We start from the raw sequence: 16,914 nt of genomic DNA on the forward strand, positions 1-16,914 counted from the left end.
AGGCCGCGCGGCGTTCATATCGCGAAGGCGGCCATTTCCTTCATGTTGATGTTTTCGTCCCTCAGCTTCTCCGCCGGGATGGACACACCTTTGGCGATGAGCTGTTTGGACATCATGAATTCCGGCGCGCGGTTGATCGCATCGACGGCGATGAGCCGGCCTTCCTTCAGATAAAAGACCGCGAAAGAGCGCCCCTCATCCGGATTGCCGCGCACGACGGCCTGGTCATAGCCGGCGGACAGGCCGACGATCTGAAGTTTCAGGTCATATTGATCGGACCAGAACCAGGGGATTTGCGCGTAAGGTTTTTCCTTGCCGCAAATGGCCGCCGCCGCCGTCTTTGCCTGCTCGAGTGCGTTATGCACGCTTTCAAGGCGCAGCCTTTCGCCCAGAAGCGGGTTGGGGTGGTTCGTGCAATCGCCCGCCGCATAAATATCGGGATCGGAGGTGCGGCAGCATTCATCGACCGCAATGCCGTTTTCCACCTTGAGATTGGCTTCGACGGCAAGTTCCACATTGGGCAGAATGCCGACGCCCACCACCACGAAATCCGCCTCATGGGCGGTGCCGTCCGCGCAGGTGACTTTCGTGAGCTGGCCGTCCTTGCCTTCAAAGCCCGAAACCGCTGCGCCCGTGAGGATCTTCACGCCTTCTTCTTTATGCACGCGCTCGTAAAAGCGCGAGACGATGGGATCGACGACGCGGGCCATGACCATGGGCGCCATTTCCAGCACGGTGACATCGATGCCGTGTTTGGCGGCAACGGCGGCCACTTCAAGGCCGATATACCCGCCGCCGACGATGACGCATTTGCCGCCCTTGTTGAAATAGGATTGGATCCCCTCGACATCGCCGACATTGCGCAGATAAAAAACGCCGTCGAGGTCGAAGCCCGGCAGGTTGAGCTCGCGCACGCGGCTGCCGGTCGTCAAAAGCAGTTTGGAATAGGTGAGCGTTTCGCCCTGATCCGTGTGAACGGTTTTGGTCTTCCGGTCGATTTCCGTCACCCGCGTGCCGAGCTTCACGGTGACGTTTTCTTTTTCGTAGAATTCTGGCGGTTTGAAATAGACCCGGTCGATGCCGATTTCCCCGGCGAGGAACTTCTTGGAAAGCGGCGGGCGCTGATAGGGAATGTAAGGCTCGTTGCCGATCATCGTGATCGCGCCTTCATAGCCTTCCTGGCGCAGACTCGCCGCCGCCTGTCCGGCCGCATGGCCCGCGCCCACAATCACCACATGATCGCTCATTGCCTCTCGCTCCCTTTTTGGCGCCGTTTGAGGCTGCCTATGACGCTTTACCCCGATTTCCTTGCGATTCTTCTAAAAATGACGGGGGCGTCATGTTTTTTGCGTCCGTAACATGCCGCCTCCCCCCGCCCAAATCAACCCCCGAGTCACCAGGAGAAATGCAGCAGGAGTCGCAATGCGGAGTTCCCCAACGCATTCTAGCGCACGCTGGCCGGAAAAGCCCGTAAAAGCGCGGTTTGCTGGGGCACATCCGGTTGTGGGCGCTTATGGGGCAGCGTAAAACGGAGCCATGATGGATGAGCAGGTGATTCTGCCCGATATGACAGGCGCTTATGAGGCGGCGCTGCCGGATGAGGCGGCCACCATGGCGCTCGGCCGCGCGCTGGCGGGGCTCGTGCAGCCGGGCGATCTCATCGCGCTCTGGGGGGATCTTGGCATGGGTAAATCCGTGCTCGCCCGCGCGCTCATTCAGGAAGCCCAGCGCCGGGCAGGCGGGGAGGCGGAAGACGTGCCGAGCCCGACCTTCACCCTCGTTCAGACTTATGAGGCAGGCGGCCTTAGCCTTACCCATTTCGACCTTTACCGGATCGGCGCGCCGGATGAGATTTACGAGCTCGGCCTCGACGAGGCGCTGGAAACGGGCGCCGCGCTTATCGAATGGCCGGGGCGGCTCGAGGATCTGCTGCCTGAAGAAAGGCTCGACATCCTGATCGAAGAACGGGACAAGGAGCGGGCCGCGTGCCTGAAAGGCCCGGCGCGGCTCATCGAGGGGGTGCGCGCCGCGCTTGGCGAAAAACGACCCGCAGGAGAAAAATAAGAAATGGCCGAGGAGCGGGAAAAGAAGATTGCGGCTTTCCTGGAGAAAGCCGGTTGGGGCAGGGCCGCGCGCGCGCCGCTCGCAGGCGATGCCTCGACCCGCGCTTATGAGCGCCTGTCTGGCCCTGAAGGGCGCGCCGTGCTGATGAACGCCCCGGCAGGCCCCGACGGGCCACCGCTCGAAGGTGCCCGCAAAGCCTATTCCGCTATTGCTCATCTGGCCGAAGATTGCCGCCCCTTCGTGGCGGTGGGCGAGCATTTGCGCGCGCTCGGTCTTTCCGCGCCGCGTCTGCTTGCCCATGACATGAAAGCAGGGCTGCTGCTTCTGGAAGACCTCGGCGATGATCTTTATGGGAAAGCCATTGAGACGGGCAAGGCGGGCGACGGCACGCCGCTCGATGCGCTTTACCGCGCCGCCATCGACGCGCTTCTTCTTCTGCACCAGGCAGGCACACCCGCTGCCCTGCCGCTGCCGGATGGCAGCGCCTATGAGGTGCCCTCTTACGATGAAGCCGCGCTTGCCATCGAAACCGAACTTCTGACGGACTGGTATATCCCGGTGAAAAAGGGCGCGGCGCTGGCGGCAGAGGAAAAAGACATCTACCGCGGGCTTTGGAAAAAGCTTTTTCCGGAAACCCAATGCGGCGCGCCCGTTCTGGTGCTGCGCGATTATCACTCGCCCAATCTTCTCTGGCTTGGGGAACGAGAAGGGCCGGCGCGGGCCGGTATGCTCGACTATCAGGACGCGCAGGCGGGATCGCGCACCTATGACCTTGTCTCGCTTTTACAGGATGCGCGCAAAGACGTGCCTGAAGCGCGCGAGGAAGAGATGCTGGCCTATTACATTGAAAAGGCACGCGCGGGCGAAGCGGATTTCGATGAAACGGCTTTCCGCGCGGCCTATGCGGTGCTGGGCGCGCAGCGCAATGCCAAGATCATGGGGATTTTCGTCCGGCTGTGGAGAAGGGACGGCAAGCCCGGCTACCTCGCCCATCTGCCGCGCGTTTCCGCCTATCTCGAGCGGGATTTGCGCCATCCGGTCTTGAGCGAGATGAAGGCCTGGCTCGACACGCATGTGCCCGCGGCGCTGCGGAAAGAAATTCTGCAGGCGGAGTAAGAGATGAGCGACATCAGCCGCGCGATGATCATGGCGGCGGGCATGGGAAACCGCATGCGCCCGCTCACCGACAAAATGCCGAAACCGCTCGTGCCGTTTCTCGGCAAGCCGCTGATCGACCATGCGCTGGATAAGCTCGCCGCGGCAGGGGTGAGCGACGTTGTCGTCAACCTCCACTATAAAGCGGAGATGCTGGAAGCCCATTTGAAGGGGCGCACCCGCCCGCGCATTCAATTTTCGGATGAAAGAGACAAGCTGCTCGACACGGGCGGGGGGCTGAAAAAAGCGCGCCCGCTACTGGGCGAGGTGCCCATCTTCGTCATGAATTCCGACACGGTCTGGGCCGAAGGCATGAGCCCCGTTCTGGACCGCATGAAAGCCTTTTGGGATGCGGAAAAGATGGACGCGCTCTTGATGATGGCGCCTGCCGTCACCACGATCGGCGAGTGCCGGCGCGGGGACTTCACCATGGACGGGCTTGGCCGGCTGACGCGGCGGCGCGAGGCGCATGTCGCGCCCTTCATGTTTGCAGGCGTGCAGATTTTCCATCCCCGCCTTTTGGAGGGCACGCCGGAGGGTGTCTTTTCCACCAATATTCTTTGGGATAAGGCAGCCGAAGAAGGCCGTCTCTTCGGCCTGCGCCTTGACGGGGTGTGGATGCATGTCGGCACGCCCGGCGATCTTGCCGAGGCCGAAGCCTTCATGCGCGACCTTTAGGCCCGCCCGCGTTAGACTGGCACCATGGCACCTTCATCCCGCAAAGCCGCGCCCGCTCTTTTCACGATGCCCTCCGGGCTCGCCTTTGCCGATGTGATGGCGCGAGCCTTGAGCGAGGATGCCTCGCTTGGCGGGCGCTTTGAGGGGGCGGCGCTTGCCGACATCACGATCCTCTTGCCGACGCGGCGCGCGGTGCGCACGCTGTCTGAAGCCTTTCTGCGCCAGTCGGGCGGGCGGGCGATGATCCTGCCATCGATCCGTCCTATGGGCGATGTCGATGAAGAAGAAATGCTGCTCGATCCGGGCTTCAGCTTTCGCGAGGAAGGCGCCGCCTTCGGCGCCGAGCTGCCGCCTGCCATGGAAAGCCTCTCCCGGCAGATCGTACTCACGAAACTCATCAATGCCTGGGGGGAGGTGAACCCCGATGCAGGCGCGATGAGCGCGGGCCAGGCGGCGGCGCTCGCGGGCGATCTTGGCCGCTTTCTCGATGCGGTGGAAACCGAAGGTGTGGAGCTTTCCGCGCTGCAGGATCTCGTGCCCGGCGATTATGCGCAGAACTGGCAGATCACGCTCGAGTTCCTGCAAATCATCACCCGCTACTGGCCGGATATTCTTGCCGAAAGGGGGCTGATCGATCCGGCCCGCCGGCGCACTTTGCTGCTCGAAGCGCAGGCTGCCGCCTGGGCCGCCAAACCGCCGCATGGCCCTGTCATTGCCGCAGGTTCCACGGGCTCGGTACCAGCCTCCGCAAAACTTCTCTCCGTCATTGCGGGCCTGCCGCAAGGGGCGGTGGTGCTGCCGGGGCTCGATCTTGATTTGGCGCCGGAAGCCTGGGAGGCGGCCGGCGAATCCCATCCTCAATTCGGCATGAAGCAATTGCTCGAACGGCTCGGCGCGGCCCGGGACGATGTGGCGCTCTGGCCGGGCGCGGAAACCGCCGCTGCTGAGAAAAACGCCGCGCGGGCTCGGCTCCTGAACGAAGCCTTGCGTCCGGCCGAGGCAACGGATGGCTGGCGCGCCGTGCTGGCGGCCGAGGGAAAAGAAATTCCAGGCGCGCTTGAAGGCCTGCACCTCATCGAAGCGGCGAATGCGCGCGAGGAAGCGCTTGCCATTGCGCTCATCCTGCGCTCGGTGCTGGAAGAAAAAGAAAAGACGGCGGCGCTCGTCACCCCGGACCGCTCCCTCGCCCGGCGCGTTGCTGCTGAGCTTGCCCGCTGGGGCATCGAGGTGGACGATTCCTCCGGCGTGCCTTTGGCGGAAACGCCGGTCTTTATTTTCCTCCGCTTGCTGCTTGAGGCGGTGGAAGAAGACTTCGCGCCGGTGCCGCTTCTCTCACTCCTTAAACATCCCCTTGCCGCCGCGGGTATGGCGCCCGGTGATTTCCGCGCCGATGTGCGCCGCTTTGAGCGCGCGCTCCTGCGCGGCCCCCGCCCGGCGCCGGGGCTTGAAGGGATCGAGCTTGCGCTTACTGCTCATGAAGAAGAGCGGGAGCGGGAAGAGCCGCGCCTGCGCGCGCTTATCGCCCGCTTGAAAGAAACCGTCACCCCGCTTTTGAAGCTTCCGCTTTTTGAAAAACAGGAGGCGGGCGCACTGCTCGGCGCGTTTCTTGAGGCGGCGGAGGCGTTGGCCGCGCGAAATGAAGAAGAAGGCGCGGCCCGGCTATGGGCAGGTGAAGACGGGGAGGCAGCCGCTGCCTTTTTTGCCGCGCTGATGGAAGCGGCGGAGGAAGCCCCCGCCCTTGCGCCGGCGGGCCTGCGCGCTTTCATGGAAAGGCTGGCGCTTGGCCGCGTGGTGCGCCCGCGCTTCGGGCGTCATCCCCGTCTCATGATTCTCGGGCCTTTGGAAGCGCGTCTTCAGCAGGCCGACTGTCTTATTCTCGGCGGGCTGAACGAAGGAGTGTGGCCGGCGGAAACGAAAGTCGATCCCTGGCTCAGCCGTCCCATGCGCCGCAATCTCGGCCTTTATTCGCCCGAGCGGCGGATCGGCCTTTCCGCCCATGACTTCGTTCAGGCTGCGGCCTGCCCGCAGGTTTTTCTGACGCGGGCGATGAAGGTGGAAGGCGCGCCCGCCGTTCCCTCGCGCTGGCTCTTGCGGCTTGAAAGTTTCCTGAAAGGCGCCGGGATAGACGGATTGCCGCTTGCGCCGAACTGGACGTATTGGGCGCGCGAAATCGATGCGCCGCCAGAGCGCCGCGCCGCCTTGCCGCCGCGCCCTGCGCCGCCGCTTCATGCGCGGCCCGCCCGGCTCTCGGTAACGGATGTGGAAGTCCTTATCCGCGATCCTTATGCTTTTTATGCGCGGCGTGTTCTGGGCTTAAAAGCGCTCGATCCTATCGATGATTTTGCGCCCGCGCGGGACAGAGGCATTCTCATTCACCGCGCCCTCGACACATTCGTGAAGTGCTATCCCGAAACTCTGCCGGAGAATATCGAAGAGGTGCTTCTGGAAATTGGCGAGGAAGTTTTCGCCGATGCGCCGGACAGGCCCGAGGTTATCGCCTTCTGGCAGCCGCGCTATGAGCAGATCGCCCGCTTTCTTGCCTCGGCGGAACCTGAATTGCGGCAGGATGTGCTCAAGGCTTATGGCGAGATCGAGGGCATGCTGGAAATCGGCGGGCTGAAACGGCCCGTCAGTCTTCATGCCCGCGCCGACCGGATCGATGTGAAACGTTCCGGCGCGCTTGCCATTATGGATTACAAGACCGGCGGTGTGCCGAGCGCAGCGCAAGTGGAATGCGGGCTGTCCCCGCAGCTTTCCCTTGAAGCGGCGATGGCGGAGGCGGGCGCTTTCAAAGACATTCCCAAAGGCCCTGTGGAAACGCTCACCTATCTGCATCTGACGGGCGGCGAGCAGGGCGGCGCGGTGAAGGAAATCACTGAGGAAGGCACCCGCTTGGCCGCAGAGGCGCTGGGCGGGCTCAAGGGTTTGCTGGCCTCTTACGAAAACGAAAGCCTGCCTTATCTCTCTCGTCCCCGCGTGCAATTTATCGGGCGCTATAGCGACTACGATCATCTGGCGCGGGTGAAAGAATGGTCCGCCTCGGATGGGGAGGAGGGCGCATGAGCGGTATGAACCGTTTTGCCCAGACGCTGGAAGACCAGCGCCGCGCCGCCGATCCCGCCGCCTCCGTCTGGGTGTCGGCGAATGCGGGGGCAGGCAAGACCCATGTGCTCATCAACCGTGTCATCCGTCTTCTTTTAAGCGGCACACCGCCCGAACGCATTCTGTGCCTCACCTTCACCAAGGCGGCGGCTTCGGAAATGGCGGCCCGGCTTTACCGTGAGCTCGGTTCCTGGGCGGTTCTGGAAGATGGCGCGCTTGCTGAAAAGATAAAGACGCTCGATGGCGGCGCGGCCACTCCGGCGCGCCTTAAAGCCGCGCGGCTTTTATTTGCCCGCGCCATCGAAACGCCGGGTGGGCTTAAAATTCAGACCATCCATGCCTTTTGCGAGCGCTTGCTTGGCCGTTTTCCGCTGGAAGCGGGCGTGCCGCCGCATTTCGACATTCTGGATGAGCGCGCGACGGATGAATATATGGCCGAAGCGCAGCACGCGCTGTTGGAAGAGATCGGCGAGGACGATCTTGCAGGTCATGAAACGCCGCTGACCCTGGCGCTCTCTCACGTCAGCCGCGTTGCCGGCGAGTTCGGTTTCGAAACGCTTTTCAAGGCGATTGTCGGGGAGCGCGGCCGTATCCACCGTTTCCTGGAGCGGGCAGGCGGGCTGGAAGCGGGTATCGCGCGGCTGCGTTCAGCGCTCGGCGTCAAAGAAGACGTGAGTGAGAGAGGCCTTATTGCGGGCGCGCTGTCGCGCGTGCCGCGCGCGAGGATCGGCGAAGCGGCGGACGTGCTTGCCGGCGGCACGGTGACGGACCGGAAGAAAGAAGCCATCTTCCGCGCTTTCCTTGCCGAGCGGGATGAAGCCGCGGCCTTTTCTCTTTATTGCAGCGCGTTTTTGAAGGCGACGGACGGCGAGCCTTTCAAAGATCTGATGACGAAGAAGCTGCGCGAGGCGAACGGCGCGCTGGAAGAAGAATTGCGCGCCGAGCAATCGCGTATCCATGATCTAACCTTGGCGCTGAATGCGGTGCGTGTTGCCGAGGCGAGTGAGGCGATGCTCCGGCTCGGCGATGCGCTGCTTGCCTCTTACGAAAACATCAAGCGCACTTATGCGCGGCTCGATTATGAGGATTTGATCGAGCGGGCGCGGGCCTTGCTGACGAACCGGCAGATGACGGCCTGGGTGCTTTATAAGCTCGATGGCGGGCTCGATCATATTCTCGTCGATGAAGCGCAGGACACGAGCCCGGCGCAATGGGAAGTGATCTCGGCCCTTGCCGATGAGTTTATGTCGGGCAGCGGCGCGCGCGAGAGCGTGCGGACGGTCTTTGCCGTGGGGGACGAAAAACAATCCATCTATTCCTTTCAGGGCGCGGCGCCTGAAAAATTTTCCGCCATGCGCGCTTATTTCGAAAAGCGCGTGAAGGAAGCCGAAGGCACCTGGTCGCCGGTGCATCTTCTTCTTTCTTTCCGTTCCGTGCCGGAAGTGCTGAACGCGGTCGATCTCGTCTTTAAAGGCGAGGCGGCGCGGGCGGGCCTGAGTGCGGAAGATGATCCCGTCGCCCATTATGCCCGCCGCGAGGAAGAAGGCGGCCTTGTCGAGCTTTGGCCGCTGGAAGAGCCGGAAGAGGAAGAAGAAGAAAATCCCTGGGATGCGCCGCTCGATTATCCGACAGGCTCGAGCCCGCGTGCTCGGCTTGCCGCGCGCATTGCCGATCAGGTGGCCGAATGGCTTCAAAACGGCGAGCGGCTGCACGGCAATGGCCGGAAAATCGAGCCCGGCGACATCATGGTGCTGGTGCGCCGGCGCGATCTCTTTGTCGAGGAAATGATCCGGGCCTTGAAAGCGCGCGCCATTCCCGTTGCCGGCGCCGACCGGATGATGCTGGCCGAACAGATCGCGGTGATGGACCTTCTTTCTCTCGGCCGTTTCGCGCTTTTGCCGGAAGACGATCTGACGCTTGCCGAAGTGCTGAAAAGCCCGCTTATCGGTTTCAGCGAGGAAGAGCTTTTCGATCTGGCCTTCGGGCGCACGGTCTCGCTCTGGGGCGCGCTTATCAAACGGGCCGAGGAAAAACCCGTCTTCGCCAAGGCCTATGCTTATCTTTCTCATGTACTGGCCGAAGCCGACCAGCGCCGCCCTTATGAATTTTACGCGCGCCGGCTCATCGGCGAGCGGGGGCGGGAAAAACTCCTCGCCCGGCTCGGCGAGGATGTGAACGATCCCGTCGATGAGTTTCTTTCGCTCGCTCTCCAATATGAGCAGGGCCATGCAGGCTCGCTGCAAGGTTTTCTCTATTGGATCGAAACCGGCCATGTGCAGATCAAGCGCGACCTCGACCAGGGCGCGAATGAAGTGCGGGTGATGACGGTGCATGGGGCAAAGGGGCTGGAAGCGCCCATCGTCTTTTTGCCGGATACCTGCGCGGTGCCCGCCGCCCGTTTCGACCCGGTGCTGCTGCCCGCCCGGTATCAGGGCGAGGACCTGCCGCTCTGGCCGGTGCGCAAGGCGAATGACGAGGCCTTGGCGGGCGAAGCGCGCGAAAAGGCCCGCGCGCTGCAGGGCGAGGAATATCGGCGGCTCCTTTATGTGGCCATGACGCGCGCCCGCGACCGGCTTTATGTCTGCGGGCACAAAGGCACGAAGAAACTGCCCGATGCCTGCTGGTATGCGCTGATCCAAGAGGGGCTGAAAGACGAGCTCGAGCCGGTGGAAACCCCGCGCGGCACGGTCTGGCGCAAAGAAGGCAAGCGCGCCGCTCCGGCGGGAGAAAGCGTGATGGCGGAGCCCTTGCCGCCGCTGCCCGCCTGGGCCCATGAGCCCGCGCCCGAAGAGGCCGTGCCGCCCCGCCCCCTTGCTCCCTCGCGCTTTGAAGGGGAGGCGGGGGCCGAGCCGCCGGTTCTGTCTCCCTTGGGCGGGGACACGCAAAAAAGGTTCAAGCGCGGGCGCATCATTCACCGCTTGCTTGAAACATTGCCCGAGATCGATGCGGAAAAATGGGACGCGGCGGCGGCACGTTTTCTTGCCGCGCCCGGCCACGCGCTTTCTGAAGGTGAGCGCGAGGAAATCTGGCAGGCGGCGCGCGCGGTTTTGGAGGCGCCGGATTTTGCGGCGCTCTTCGGGCCGGGCAGCCGGGCGGAAGTGCCGGTGGTGGGCATTGTCGAAACGCCCACAGGCCCCCTCTCTTTTGCCGGGCAGATCGACCGGCTGGTCGAGCGGGAGGGGGAAATTCTCATCGTCGATTACAAGACGAATCGCCCTGCGCCTAAAACGCCGGGTGAGGTCAGCCCCGCCTATATCGCCCAGCTGGCCGCCTACCGCGCGCTTTTGGCGCAGTCCCGCCCGGAAGCCAAGGTGCGCTGCGCGCTTTTGTGGACGGACGGGCCGCGGCTGATGGAGATTCCGGCGGAAAACCTCGAAAAATATCTGCGCTGAGAAGCCGCAAAACGGCACAATTCTCACATGCCCGTGCGCCTTCCTTGACGTTGGAACCTGCCATTCCTAGATTTGTGGCAAGCTGAATACGAACCGAGGCGTCTTTGCCGCGCGAAGCGGGCCGGACGTATCAGAAAGTAAAGAGGTAAGAGAATGGCTACCACGAAAGTAACCGACGGCAGCTTCGAATCGGATGTGATCGATTCTTCGACGCCGGTGCTTGTCGACTTCTGGGCCGAATGGTGCGGCCCGTGCAAACAGATCGGTCCGGCTCTTGAAGAAATCGCGGCCGATCTCGGCGGCAAGGTAACGATCGCCAAGATCAATATCGACGAGAACCCCAACACGCCGACGAAATACGGCGTGCGCGGCATCCCGACGCTGATGCTTTTCAAGGACGGCCAGGTGGCTGCCACGAAAGTCGGCGCGCTGCCGAAGGGCAAGATTCAGGAATGGATCGAAAGCTCGCTCTAAAGTTTGGAGCGCGAATGTTTAAGAAAGCCCGGCCTGGAAAATCAGCGCCGGGCTTTTGTTTGCTGCAGAGGCAGTATGGACCCCGGCACGTAGGCCGGGGTGACAAAAGAGTTTGCAGTACCCACATGCTTTTCATCAGGTGAGGCTGTCACCCCGGGCTTGTCCCGGGGTCCAGGCAACCTCACAGCTTGCTGCAGCTTTCGCATGGTCCCTCGCGCCGAACGCGAGGGTGACGAAGGGGAAGCAACCCTCACCCGTGCTCCCTGAGCACCTGACCGGCAAGATAAAGCGAGCCGCAAATCAGAATGCGCGGCGCGGTCCTGCCGTCCTGCGCGCTTTTAGCGATGCGCGTCATGGCGGCGGCAAGGCTTTGCGCTTCCTCGCCGTGGAGCCCCGCTTTCTGCGCGGCGGCGGCCAGCTCGCCCGGGGTGAGCGCATTCGCTTCGCCTTCGATAGGCACGGCAACGGCCATGGCTGCCAGGTCCTTGAAGGCGGCGAGAAATCCCGTGGCGTCTTTGGTCGAGAGCATGCCGCATATGAGATAGAGCGGGCGCGGCGCGCGGTCGTTCATCTCGGCGAAAGCCTGCGCAATGGTGCGCCCGGCGGCAGGATTGTGCCCGCCATCGAGCCATAGCTCGGCGCCTTCCGGAAGCGCGGCAAGGAGCGGGCCTTCTTTCAGGCGCTGCATGCGCGCGGGCCACTTGGCCGTCAGCAGCCCTTTCTCGATGGCCTCATCGGAAACGGAAATCCCTTTGGCCTGGCGCAAGGCCGCAATCGCGCCGCCCGCATTCGTCAATTGATGGCGTCCTTGCAGCACGGGGAAGGGAAGATCGAGCAGGCCGTCCGTATCCTGATAGACGAGGCGGCCATGTTCTTCGAAGGCCATCCAGTCCTGCCCATGAATGTAAGGGCGTGCGCCGATCCGTTCGGCTTTTTCAAGAAGTACGCTGAGAGCCGCCTCTTCCTGCGGGCCGAGAATGGCCGGCACATCGCGGCGGAAGATGCCGGCTTTTTCGCCTGCAATCTCCCTCAGCGTTTCACCCAGAAATTGCTGATGGTCGAGCCCGATGGGCGTGATCAGCGTTGCGGCTGGGCGGGCAACGACATTCGTCGTATCGAGCCGCCCGCCCATGCCTGTTTCAAGCAGCAGCGCATCGGCGGGGAGGCGCGAGAAGGCAAGGAGCGCGGCAACGGTCGTGATTTCGAAATAGGTAATGGGCGCGCCGTCATTCGCGCGCTCGCATTCTTCCAGCACTTCGATCAGCGCCTCTTCGGCAATGAAGATGCCGCCGCCTTTACCGCCGAGATAAATGCGTTCGTGAAAATGCACGAGATGGGGTGAGGTATAGGCATGCACCGCCTTGCCATCCGCCTCCAGCATGGCTTTGAGGAAGGCAAGGGCCGAGCCTTTGCCGTTCGTGCCCGCGATATGAATGACTGGCGGCAGGTGTTCCTCGGGATGGCCGAGCGCGGCCAGCAGCCGGTGCACCCTTTCCAGCGACAGGTCGATCAGCTTGGGATGCAGCTTCGAGAGGCGTTCCAGCACCACATCGCTGTAAGGGGCAAGAGGCGGCGGGGTGTTGGGGGCGCTCATGGAATCCAGGTATGTATCAGGAAACGGGGGCCGGCGGCGTTGGCCGCACGGCAGGCAGCGTGTCCTGCTTCAGCGTCGAGCCCGGCCGGTGGGTGAGAAGGCGGATGGTGCGCGCCAGCGTCGCTTTGAGCTCATGGCGGTGGACGACCATATCGACCATGCCGTGCTCCAAGAGATATTCGGCGCGCTGGAAGCCTTGCGGCAGTTTCTCGCGGATCGTCTGTTCGATCACGCGCTGGCCGGCAAACCCGATCAGAGCGCCGGGTTCGGCAATCTGCACATCGCCCAGCATCGCATAAGACGCGGTCACCCCGCCCGTCGTCGGGTCGGTCAGCACGACGATATAAGGCAGGCCCGCCTCGCGCAGCATCTGCACGGCAACGGTGGTGCGCGGCATTTGCATCAGCGAAAGAATGCCTTCCTGCATGCGCGCGCCCCCGGCGGCGGCAACGACGATGTAAGGCGTTTTGCGTTCCAGCGCCTCGCGGGCGCCGAGCACGATCGCTTCGCCCGCTGCAATGCCGAGCGAGCCGCCCATGAAGGAGAAATCCTGAACGGAGATAACGGTCTCGATCCCATCGAGCGCGCCGTGGGCAACGGTGACGGAATCGGGCCTGCCGGTTTTGGCGCGGGCATCTTTCAGCCGTTCGGGATAGCGCTTCTGGTCGCGGAATTTCAGCGGATCGGCGGGGGCTTCCGGCACGGCGATTTCTTCATATTCGCCATTGTCGAAAAGCTGCGCGAAGCGCTCTTTCGTGCCGAGCTTCATGTGGAAGTCGCAGGAGGGGCAGACATTCAGCGCGGCAAGAAGATCGCGGTGAAACACCATCTCTCCGCAATTGGAACATTTCGCCCACAAATTATCCGGCGTGTCCCGCTTCTTGAAGACCCGCTGAATTTTCGGCCGGACGACATTGTTAATCCAGTTCATGTCCCACTTCCTCCATCTGGCCTTTTAAAAGGCTCGAGACTTATTCTGCCGCCGCGCGCCGGACGCTGTGAGCGCCGTCGGCAAGGGCGCGTACTTTTTCCAGAACCCGGCCCGCGCCGCCCGGTTTCATTTTGCCGTTGCCGTCCAGCTCATCGCGCACCGCATCGACAATGGCAGAGCCTACCACGGCCCCGTCCGCAACCGCGCCAAGTTCTGCGGCCTGTTGCGGCGTTTTAATGCCGAAACCGACCACGACGGGCAGTTTCGTATAGTTGCGGATGCGCGCGACCGCCGCTTCCACATCATGGCTCACCGCGCTGCCCGCCCCGGTAATACCGGTGATCGAGACATAATAGATGAAGCCCGTCGTATGGGCGACCACGGCGGGAAGGCGCTTGTCGTCGGTTGTCGGCGTTGCAAGGCGGATGAAATTGACGCCTGCCTTGATAGAGGGCAGGCACAGCTCTTCGTCTTCTTCCGGCGGCAGATCGACGATGATCAGTCCGTCGACACCCGCTTCCACGGCATCCTTCAAAAAGGCATCGACGCCGTAGCGGTAAATCGGGTTGTAATAACCCATCAGCACGATCGGCGTTTCATTGTCGCCGCCTGCGCGGAAGCGGCGCACCATCTCGAGCGTCTTGATCATGGTTTGCCCGGCTTTCAGCGCCCGGATGGTGGAGGCTTGAACGGAAGGGCCGTCCGCCATCGGGTCGGTGAACGGCATGCCGAGCTCGATAATATCGACACCCGCGCCGGGCAGGCCCGCAAGCAGCTCATAGGAGCTTTCCAGGTCCGGATCGCCCGCGGTGATGAAAGCCACGAAGGCCGTGCGCCCTTCCGCTTTCAGTTTTTCAAAACGGGCATCGACACGCGTGCTCACAGGCTTACCCCCAAATGTTCGGCGACCGAAAAGACGTCCTTATCGCCGCGCCCGCACATATTCATCAGGATGATGTGATCCTTCGGCAGCTTCGGCGCGATCTTGGCGACATGTGCAAGCGCATGGGCCGGCTCGAGTGCGGGAATGATCCCTTCAAGGCGCGTGCAAAGCTGGAAGGCTTCGAGCGCTTCATCGTCGCGCACCGATACATATTTCGCCCGGCCGATTTCCTTCAGCCAGGAATGTTCCGGCCCGATGCCCGGATAGTCGAGCCCGGCGGAAATCGAATGCCCGTCCTTGATCTGCCCGTCGTCGGTTTGCAGCAGATAGGTGCGGTTGCCGTGCAAGACGCCGGGCTCGCCGCCCGCAAGCGAGGCACAATGCTCGCCCGTCTCGATGCCTTTACCGGCTGCTTCCACACCCAGAATGTCGACCGACTTATCATCGAGGAACGGATGGAAAAGACCGATGGCGTTCGAGCCGCCGCCGATGCAGGCAACCAGCGTGTCGGGCAGACGCCCTTCGCGCTCCTGCATCTGTTCTTTGGCTTCCTTGCCGATGACGGATTGGAAGTCGCGCACCATTTGCGGATAAGGATGGGGACCCGCCGCCGTGCCGATAATGTAGAACGTGTCGGCGACATTGGTGACCCAGTCGCGCAGCGCTTCGTTCATCGCGTCTTTCAGCGTGCCGGTGCCGGAAGTGACGGGCACGACTTCCGCGCCCAAAAGCTTCATACGGAAGACATTCGGTTTTTGCCGTTCGATATCGGTCGCGCCCATATAAACAACACAAGGAAGGCCGAAGCGCGCCGCCACCGTCGCCGTTGCAACGCCGTGCTGGCCCGCGCCCGTTTCCGCGATGATGCGCGTCTTGCCCATGCGCCGGGCAAGCTGGATTTGCCCCAGGCAATTATTGATCTTGTGCGAGCCGGTATGGTTGAGCTCGTCACGTTTGAAATAGATTTTCGCGCCGCCCAGATGCTCGGTCAGCCGCTCGGCGAAATAAAGCGGGCTCGGGCGTCCGGCATAATGGCGGGCCAGATCGTCGAGCTCGGCATGGAAGGCCGGATCGTTTTTTGCGTCCTTATAGGCCTGCTCCAGATCGAGGATCAGCGGCATCAGCGTTTCGGCGACGAAGCGGCCGCCGAAAATACCGAAATGGCCGCGCTCGTCCGGACCGGTCCGGTAGGAATTGGGTTCGAGAGCACTCACGCTGATCACTCCTTTACTTTGACCAAGTCGGCGTCTTGCTTGGCGGCCCGGATAAAGGCCTCGACAAGAGCGGCATCCTTTTCCCCCGGCGCGCTTTCAACGCCCGAGGATACATCCACCATGGTTGCCCCGGCGGTGCGCATTGCCTCGGCCACGTTCAGGGGGGTCAGACCGCCTGAAAGCATCCACGGCTTGCGGGGTTTGCGCGCGCCGATCAGCTCCCAGTCGAAGGCAAGCCCGTTGCCGCCAGGCAGGGCGCCCGCCATGGTTTTAGGCGGTTTGGCATCGAACAGCAACATATCCACAACAGGCTCGTAAGCCGCTGCGCCTTCTACATCTTCCGGCCCCGAAACGGCAATGGCCTTCATCACGGGAATATGGGTCCGGGCGCGGATCTCGGCCACCCGCTCCGGGCTTTCCTTGCCGTGAAGCTGGATGACGTCGGGATGCACGTAGGTTACGAGATCATCGAGCAAGGCATTGTCCGGATCGACGAGCAGCGCCACCACCCAGACCCCTTCGGGCACAGCGCGGCGCAGTTTCATCGCCTCGCCCATGGTGAGATAGCGCGGGCTCTTTTCGAAAAAGACGAACCCGATGGAATCGGCCCCCGCCGCCGCCGCCGCGCGGATCATTTCTTCCGTTTTCAGGCCGCAGATTTTGACGTGAAGGCTCATGGGTTTTTCCAGCACAGATTGTCAGGCGGCCGGCGGCAGATCGGCCAGAATGTTTTCCACCGCTGCGGCAGGGTCCGCCGCGCGGATGATGGGGCGGGAGATCACCAGAATATCGGCCCCATGCACCAGCGCATCGGAAGGGGTCATGACGCGTTTCTGATCATCCGCGCTTTCGCCCTTCATACGGATGCCCGGCACGATCAGTTTGAAATCGGGCCCGCAATCCTGGCGCAGCACTTCGACTTCCTGAGGGCTGCAGACCACGCCGTCGAGGCCTGCTTCTTGAGCCGCGGCGGCAAGCCGGCGCACCTGATCCGAAGGGCTGCCTTCGACGCCCAGCCGGGCGATATCGCCGGCATCGAGGCTGGTGAGCAGCGTCACGCCGATCAGCCAGGGCCGCCCGTCGCCTTCTTCTTCCACCACATCGCGCGCCCGTTTCATCATCTCAACGCCGCCACTGGCATGGACGTTCATGATGGCCGGCTGCAGGGAGAGGAGCGAGCGGATGCCGCCCGCCACGGTGTTCGGAATATCGTGCAATTTCAGATCGAGAAAGATCGGCACGCCCGTATCCGCGATCCGTTCATAGCCTGAGCGCCCGAAGGCATAAAAGAATTCAAGGCCGATTTTGAGCCCGCCCACGACGGGCACCAGGGTTTTGGCAAGGCGCTCGGCTTCATCCAGGTCATGGGTGTCGAGACCGCAAAAGATCGGGTTGCGAAAGAGCTTGGACATGGGTCTCTCCTTGAT

The 16,914-nt window shown here is 62.6% G+C and carries 13 protein-coding genes; 6 read left to right on the forward strand and 7 right to left on the reverse strand.

Annotation, left to right across the window (positions count from 1 at the left end; translation table 11 throughout):
• Positions 1-14: 14 nt before the first annotated feature.
• Positions 15-1,247 (reverse strand): NAD(P)/FAD-dependent oxidoreductase, encoded by a 1,233-nt coding sequence (locus ACOQOT_RS00885; RefSeq protein WP_420560512.1) that lies wholly within the window; start codon positions 1,245-1,247, stop codon positions 15-17.
• A 289-nt stretch (positions 1,248-1,536) separates the two neighbouring features.
• Between ACOQOT_RS00885 and tsaE the strand changes: the two genes are divergently transcribed.
• The 6 genes from tsaE (at position 1,537) to trxA (ending at position 10,865) form a co-directional block, all read left to right on the forward strand.
• Positions 1,537-2,064 carry a tRNA (adenosine(37)-N6)-threonylcarbamoyltransferase complex ATPase subunit type 1 TsaE gene (tsaE, locus tag ACOQOT_RS00890; protein ID WP_420560513.1) on the forward strand — a complete coding sequence of 176 codons (528 nt, stop codon included), beginning with the start codon at positions 1,537-1,539 and terminating at the stop codon, positions 2,062-2,064.
• A 3-nt stretch (positions 2,065-2,067) separates the two neighbouring features.
• The gene (locus tag ACOQOT_RS00895; RefSeq protein ID WP_420560514.1) at positions 2,068-3,180 is read left to right on the forward strand and encodes an aminoglycoside phosphotransferase family protein; all 1,113 of its coding nucleotides are present in this window, start codon (positions 2,068-2,070) and stop codon (positions 3,178-3,180) included.
• A 3-nt stretch (positions 3,181-3,183) separates the two neighbouring features.
• Positions 3,184-3,897: a nucleotidyltransferase family protein gene (locus ACOQOT_RS00900; protein WP_420560515.1), complete on the forward strand. Its 714-nt coding sequence runs from the start codon at positions 3,184-3,186 to the stop codon at positions 3,895-3,897.
• Positions 3,898-3,921: 24 nt separating this feature from the next.
• The gene (addB, locus tag ACOQOT_RS00905) at positions 3,922-6,960 is read left to right on the forward strand and encodes a double-strand break repair protein AddB (protein ID WP_420560516.1); all 3,039 of its coding nucleotides are present in this window, start codon (positions 3,922-3,924) and stop codon (positions 6,958-6,960) included.
• Entirely contained in the window at positions 6,957-10,391 is a 3,435-nt protein-coding gene (addA, locus tag ACOQOT_RS00910) for a double-strand break repair helicase AddA (protein WP_420560517.1), read from the forward strand. Before addB ends, addA begins: the two co-directional genes overlap by 4 nt.
• 153 nt (positions 10,392-10,544) lie before the next feature.
• Positions 10,545-10,865, forward strand: coding sequence for a thioredoxin TrxA (trxA, locus tag ACOQOT_RS00915; RefSeq protein WP_045448752.1), 321 nt, complete (start codon positions 10,545-10,547; stop codon positions 10,863-10,865).
• 250 nt (positions 10,866-11,115) lie between these two features.
• Here the strand turns inward: trxA and ACOQOT_RS00920 are convergent, their stop codons facing one another.
• From ACOQOT_RS00920 to pyrF, 6 genes are read right to left on the reverse strand one after another with little or no spacing between them, the layout of a single operon-like run.
• Positions 11,116-12,459, reverse strand: coding sequence for a bifunctional folylpolyglutamate synthase/dihydrofolate synthase (locus tag ACOQOT_RS00920; protein WP_420560518.1), 1,344 nt, complete (start codon positions 12,457-12,459; stop codon positions 11,116-11,118).
• A gap of 16 nt (positions 12,460-12,475) precedes the next feature.
• Complete coding sequence (accD, locus tag ACOQOT_RS00925) at positions 12,476-13,390, reverse strand: acetyl-CoA carboxylase, carboxyltransferase subunit beta (RefSeq protein WP_420560519.1); 915 nt, start codon at positions 13,388-13,390, stop codon at positions 12,476-12,478.
• 40 nt (positions 13,391-13,430) lie between these two features.
• Positions 13,431-14,273 carry a tryptophan synthase subunit alpha gene (gene trpA, locus ACOQOT_RS00930; RefSeq protein ID WP_420560520.1) on the reverse strand — a complete coding sequence of 281 codons (843 nt, stop codon included), beginning with the start codon at positions 14,271-14,273 and terminating at the stop codon, positions 13,431-13,433.
• Positions 14,270-15,487 carry a tryptophan synthase subunit beta gene (trpB, locus tag ACOQOT_RS00935; protein WP_420560521.1) on the reverse strand — a complete coding sequence of 406 codons (1,218 nt, stop codon included), beginning with the start codon at positions 15,485-15,487 and terminating at the stop codon, positions 14,270-14,272. The genes trpA and trpB overlap by 4 nt, the downstream gene beginning before the upstream one ends.
• A 5-nt stretch (positions 15,488-15,492) precedes the next feature.
• Positions 15,493-16,164 carry a phosphoribosylanthranilate isomerase gene (locus ACOQOT_RS00940; RefSeq protein ID WP_420560522.1) on the reverse strand — a complete coding sequence of 224 codons (672 nt, stop codon included), beginning with the start codon at positions 16,162-16,164 and terminating at the stop codon, positions 15,493-15,495.
• 21 nt (positions 16,165-16,185) lie between these two features.
• Positions 16,186-16,899 (reverse strand): orotidine-5'-phosphate decarboxylase, encoded by a 714-nt coding sequence (gene pyrF / locus ACOQOT_RS00945; protein WP_420560523.1) that lies wholly within the window; start codon positions 16,897-16,899, stop codon positions 16,186-16,188.
• Between the last annotated feature and the right edge of the window lie 15 nt (positions 16,900-16,914).

This window comes from Tepidicaulis sp. (assembly GCF_965222285.1).
Classification (GTDB): domain Bacteria; phylum Pseudomonadota; class Alphaproteobacteria; order Parvibaculales; family Parvibaculaceae; genus Tepidicaulis.

Coding starts and splice junctions, on each gene's coding strand:
- pyrF (WP_420560523.1), bottom strand. CDS start 16,899: ATGTCCAAGCTCTTTCGCAACCCGATCTTTTGCGGTCTCGACACCCAT.
- ACOQOT_RS00900 (WP_420560515.1), top strand. CDS start 3,184: ATGAGCGACATCAGCCGCGCGATGATCATGGCGGCGGGCATGGGAAAC.
- trxA (WP_045448752.1), top strand. CDS start 10,545: ATGGCTACCACGAAAGTAACCGACGGCAGCTTCGAATCGGATGTGATC.
- tsaE (WP_420560513.1), top strand. CDS start 1,537: ATGATGGATGAGCAGGTGATTCTGCCCGATATGACAGGCGCTTATGAG.
- ACOQOT_RS00920 (WP_420560518.1), bottom strand. CDS start 12,459: ATGAGCGCCCCCAACACCCCGCCGCCTCTTGCCCCTTACAGCGATGTG.
- accD (WP_420560519.1), bottom strand. CDS start 13,390: ATGAACTGGATTAACAATGTCGTCCGGCCGAAAATTCAGCGGGTCTTC.
- ACOQOT_RS00895 (WP_420560514.1), top strand. CDS start 2,068: ATGGCCGAGGAGCGGGAAAAGAAGATTGCGGCTTTCCTGGAGAAAGCC.
- ACOQOT_RS00885 (WP_420560512.1), bottom strand. CDS start 1,247: ATGAGCGATCATGTGGTGATTGTGGGCGCGGGCCATGCGGCCGGACAG.
- addB (WP_420560516.1), top strand. CDS start 3,922: ATGGCACCTTCATCCCGCAAAGCCGCGCCCGCTCTTTTCACGATGCCC.
- addA (WP_420560517.1), top strand. CDS start 6,957: ATGAGCGGTATGAACCGTTTTGCCCAGACGCTGGAAGACCAGCGCCGC.
- ACOQOT_RS00940 (WP_420560522.1), bottom strand. CDS start 16,164: ATGAGCCTTCACGTCAAAATCTGCGGCCTGAAAACGGAAGAAATGATC.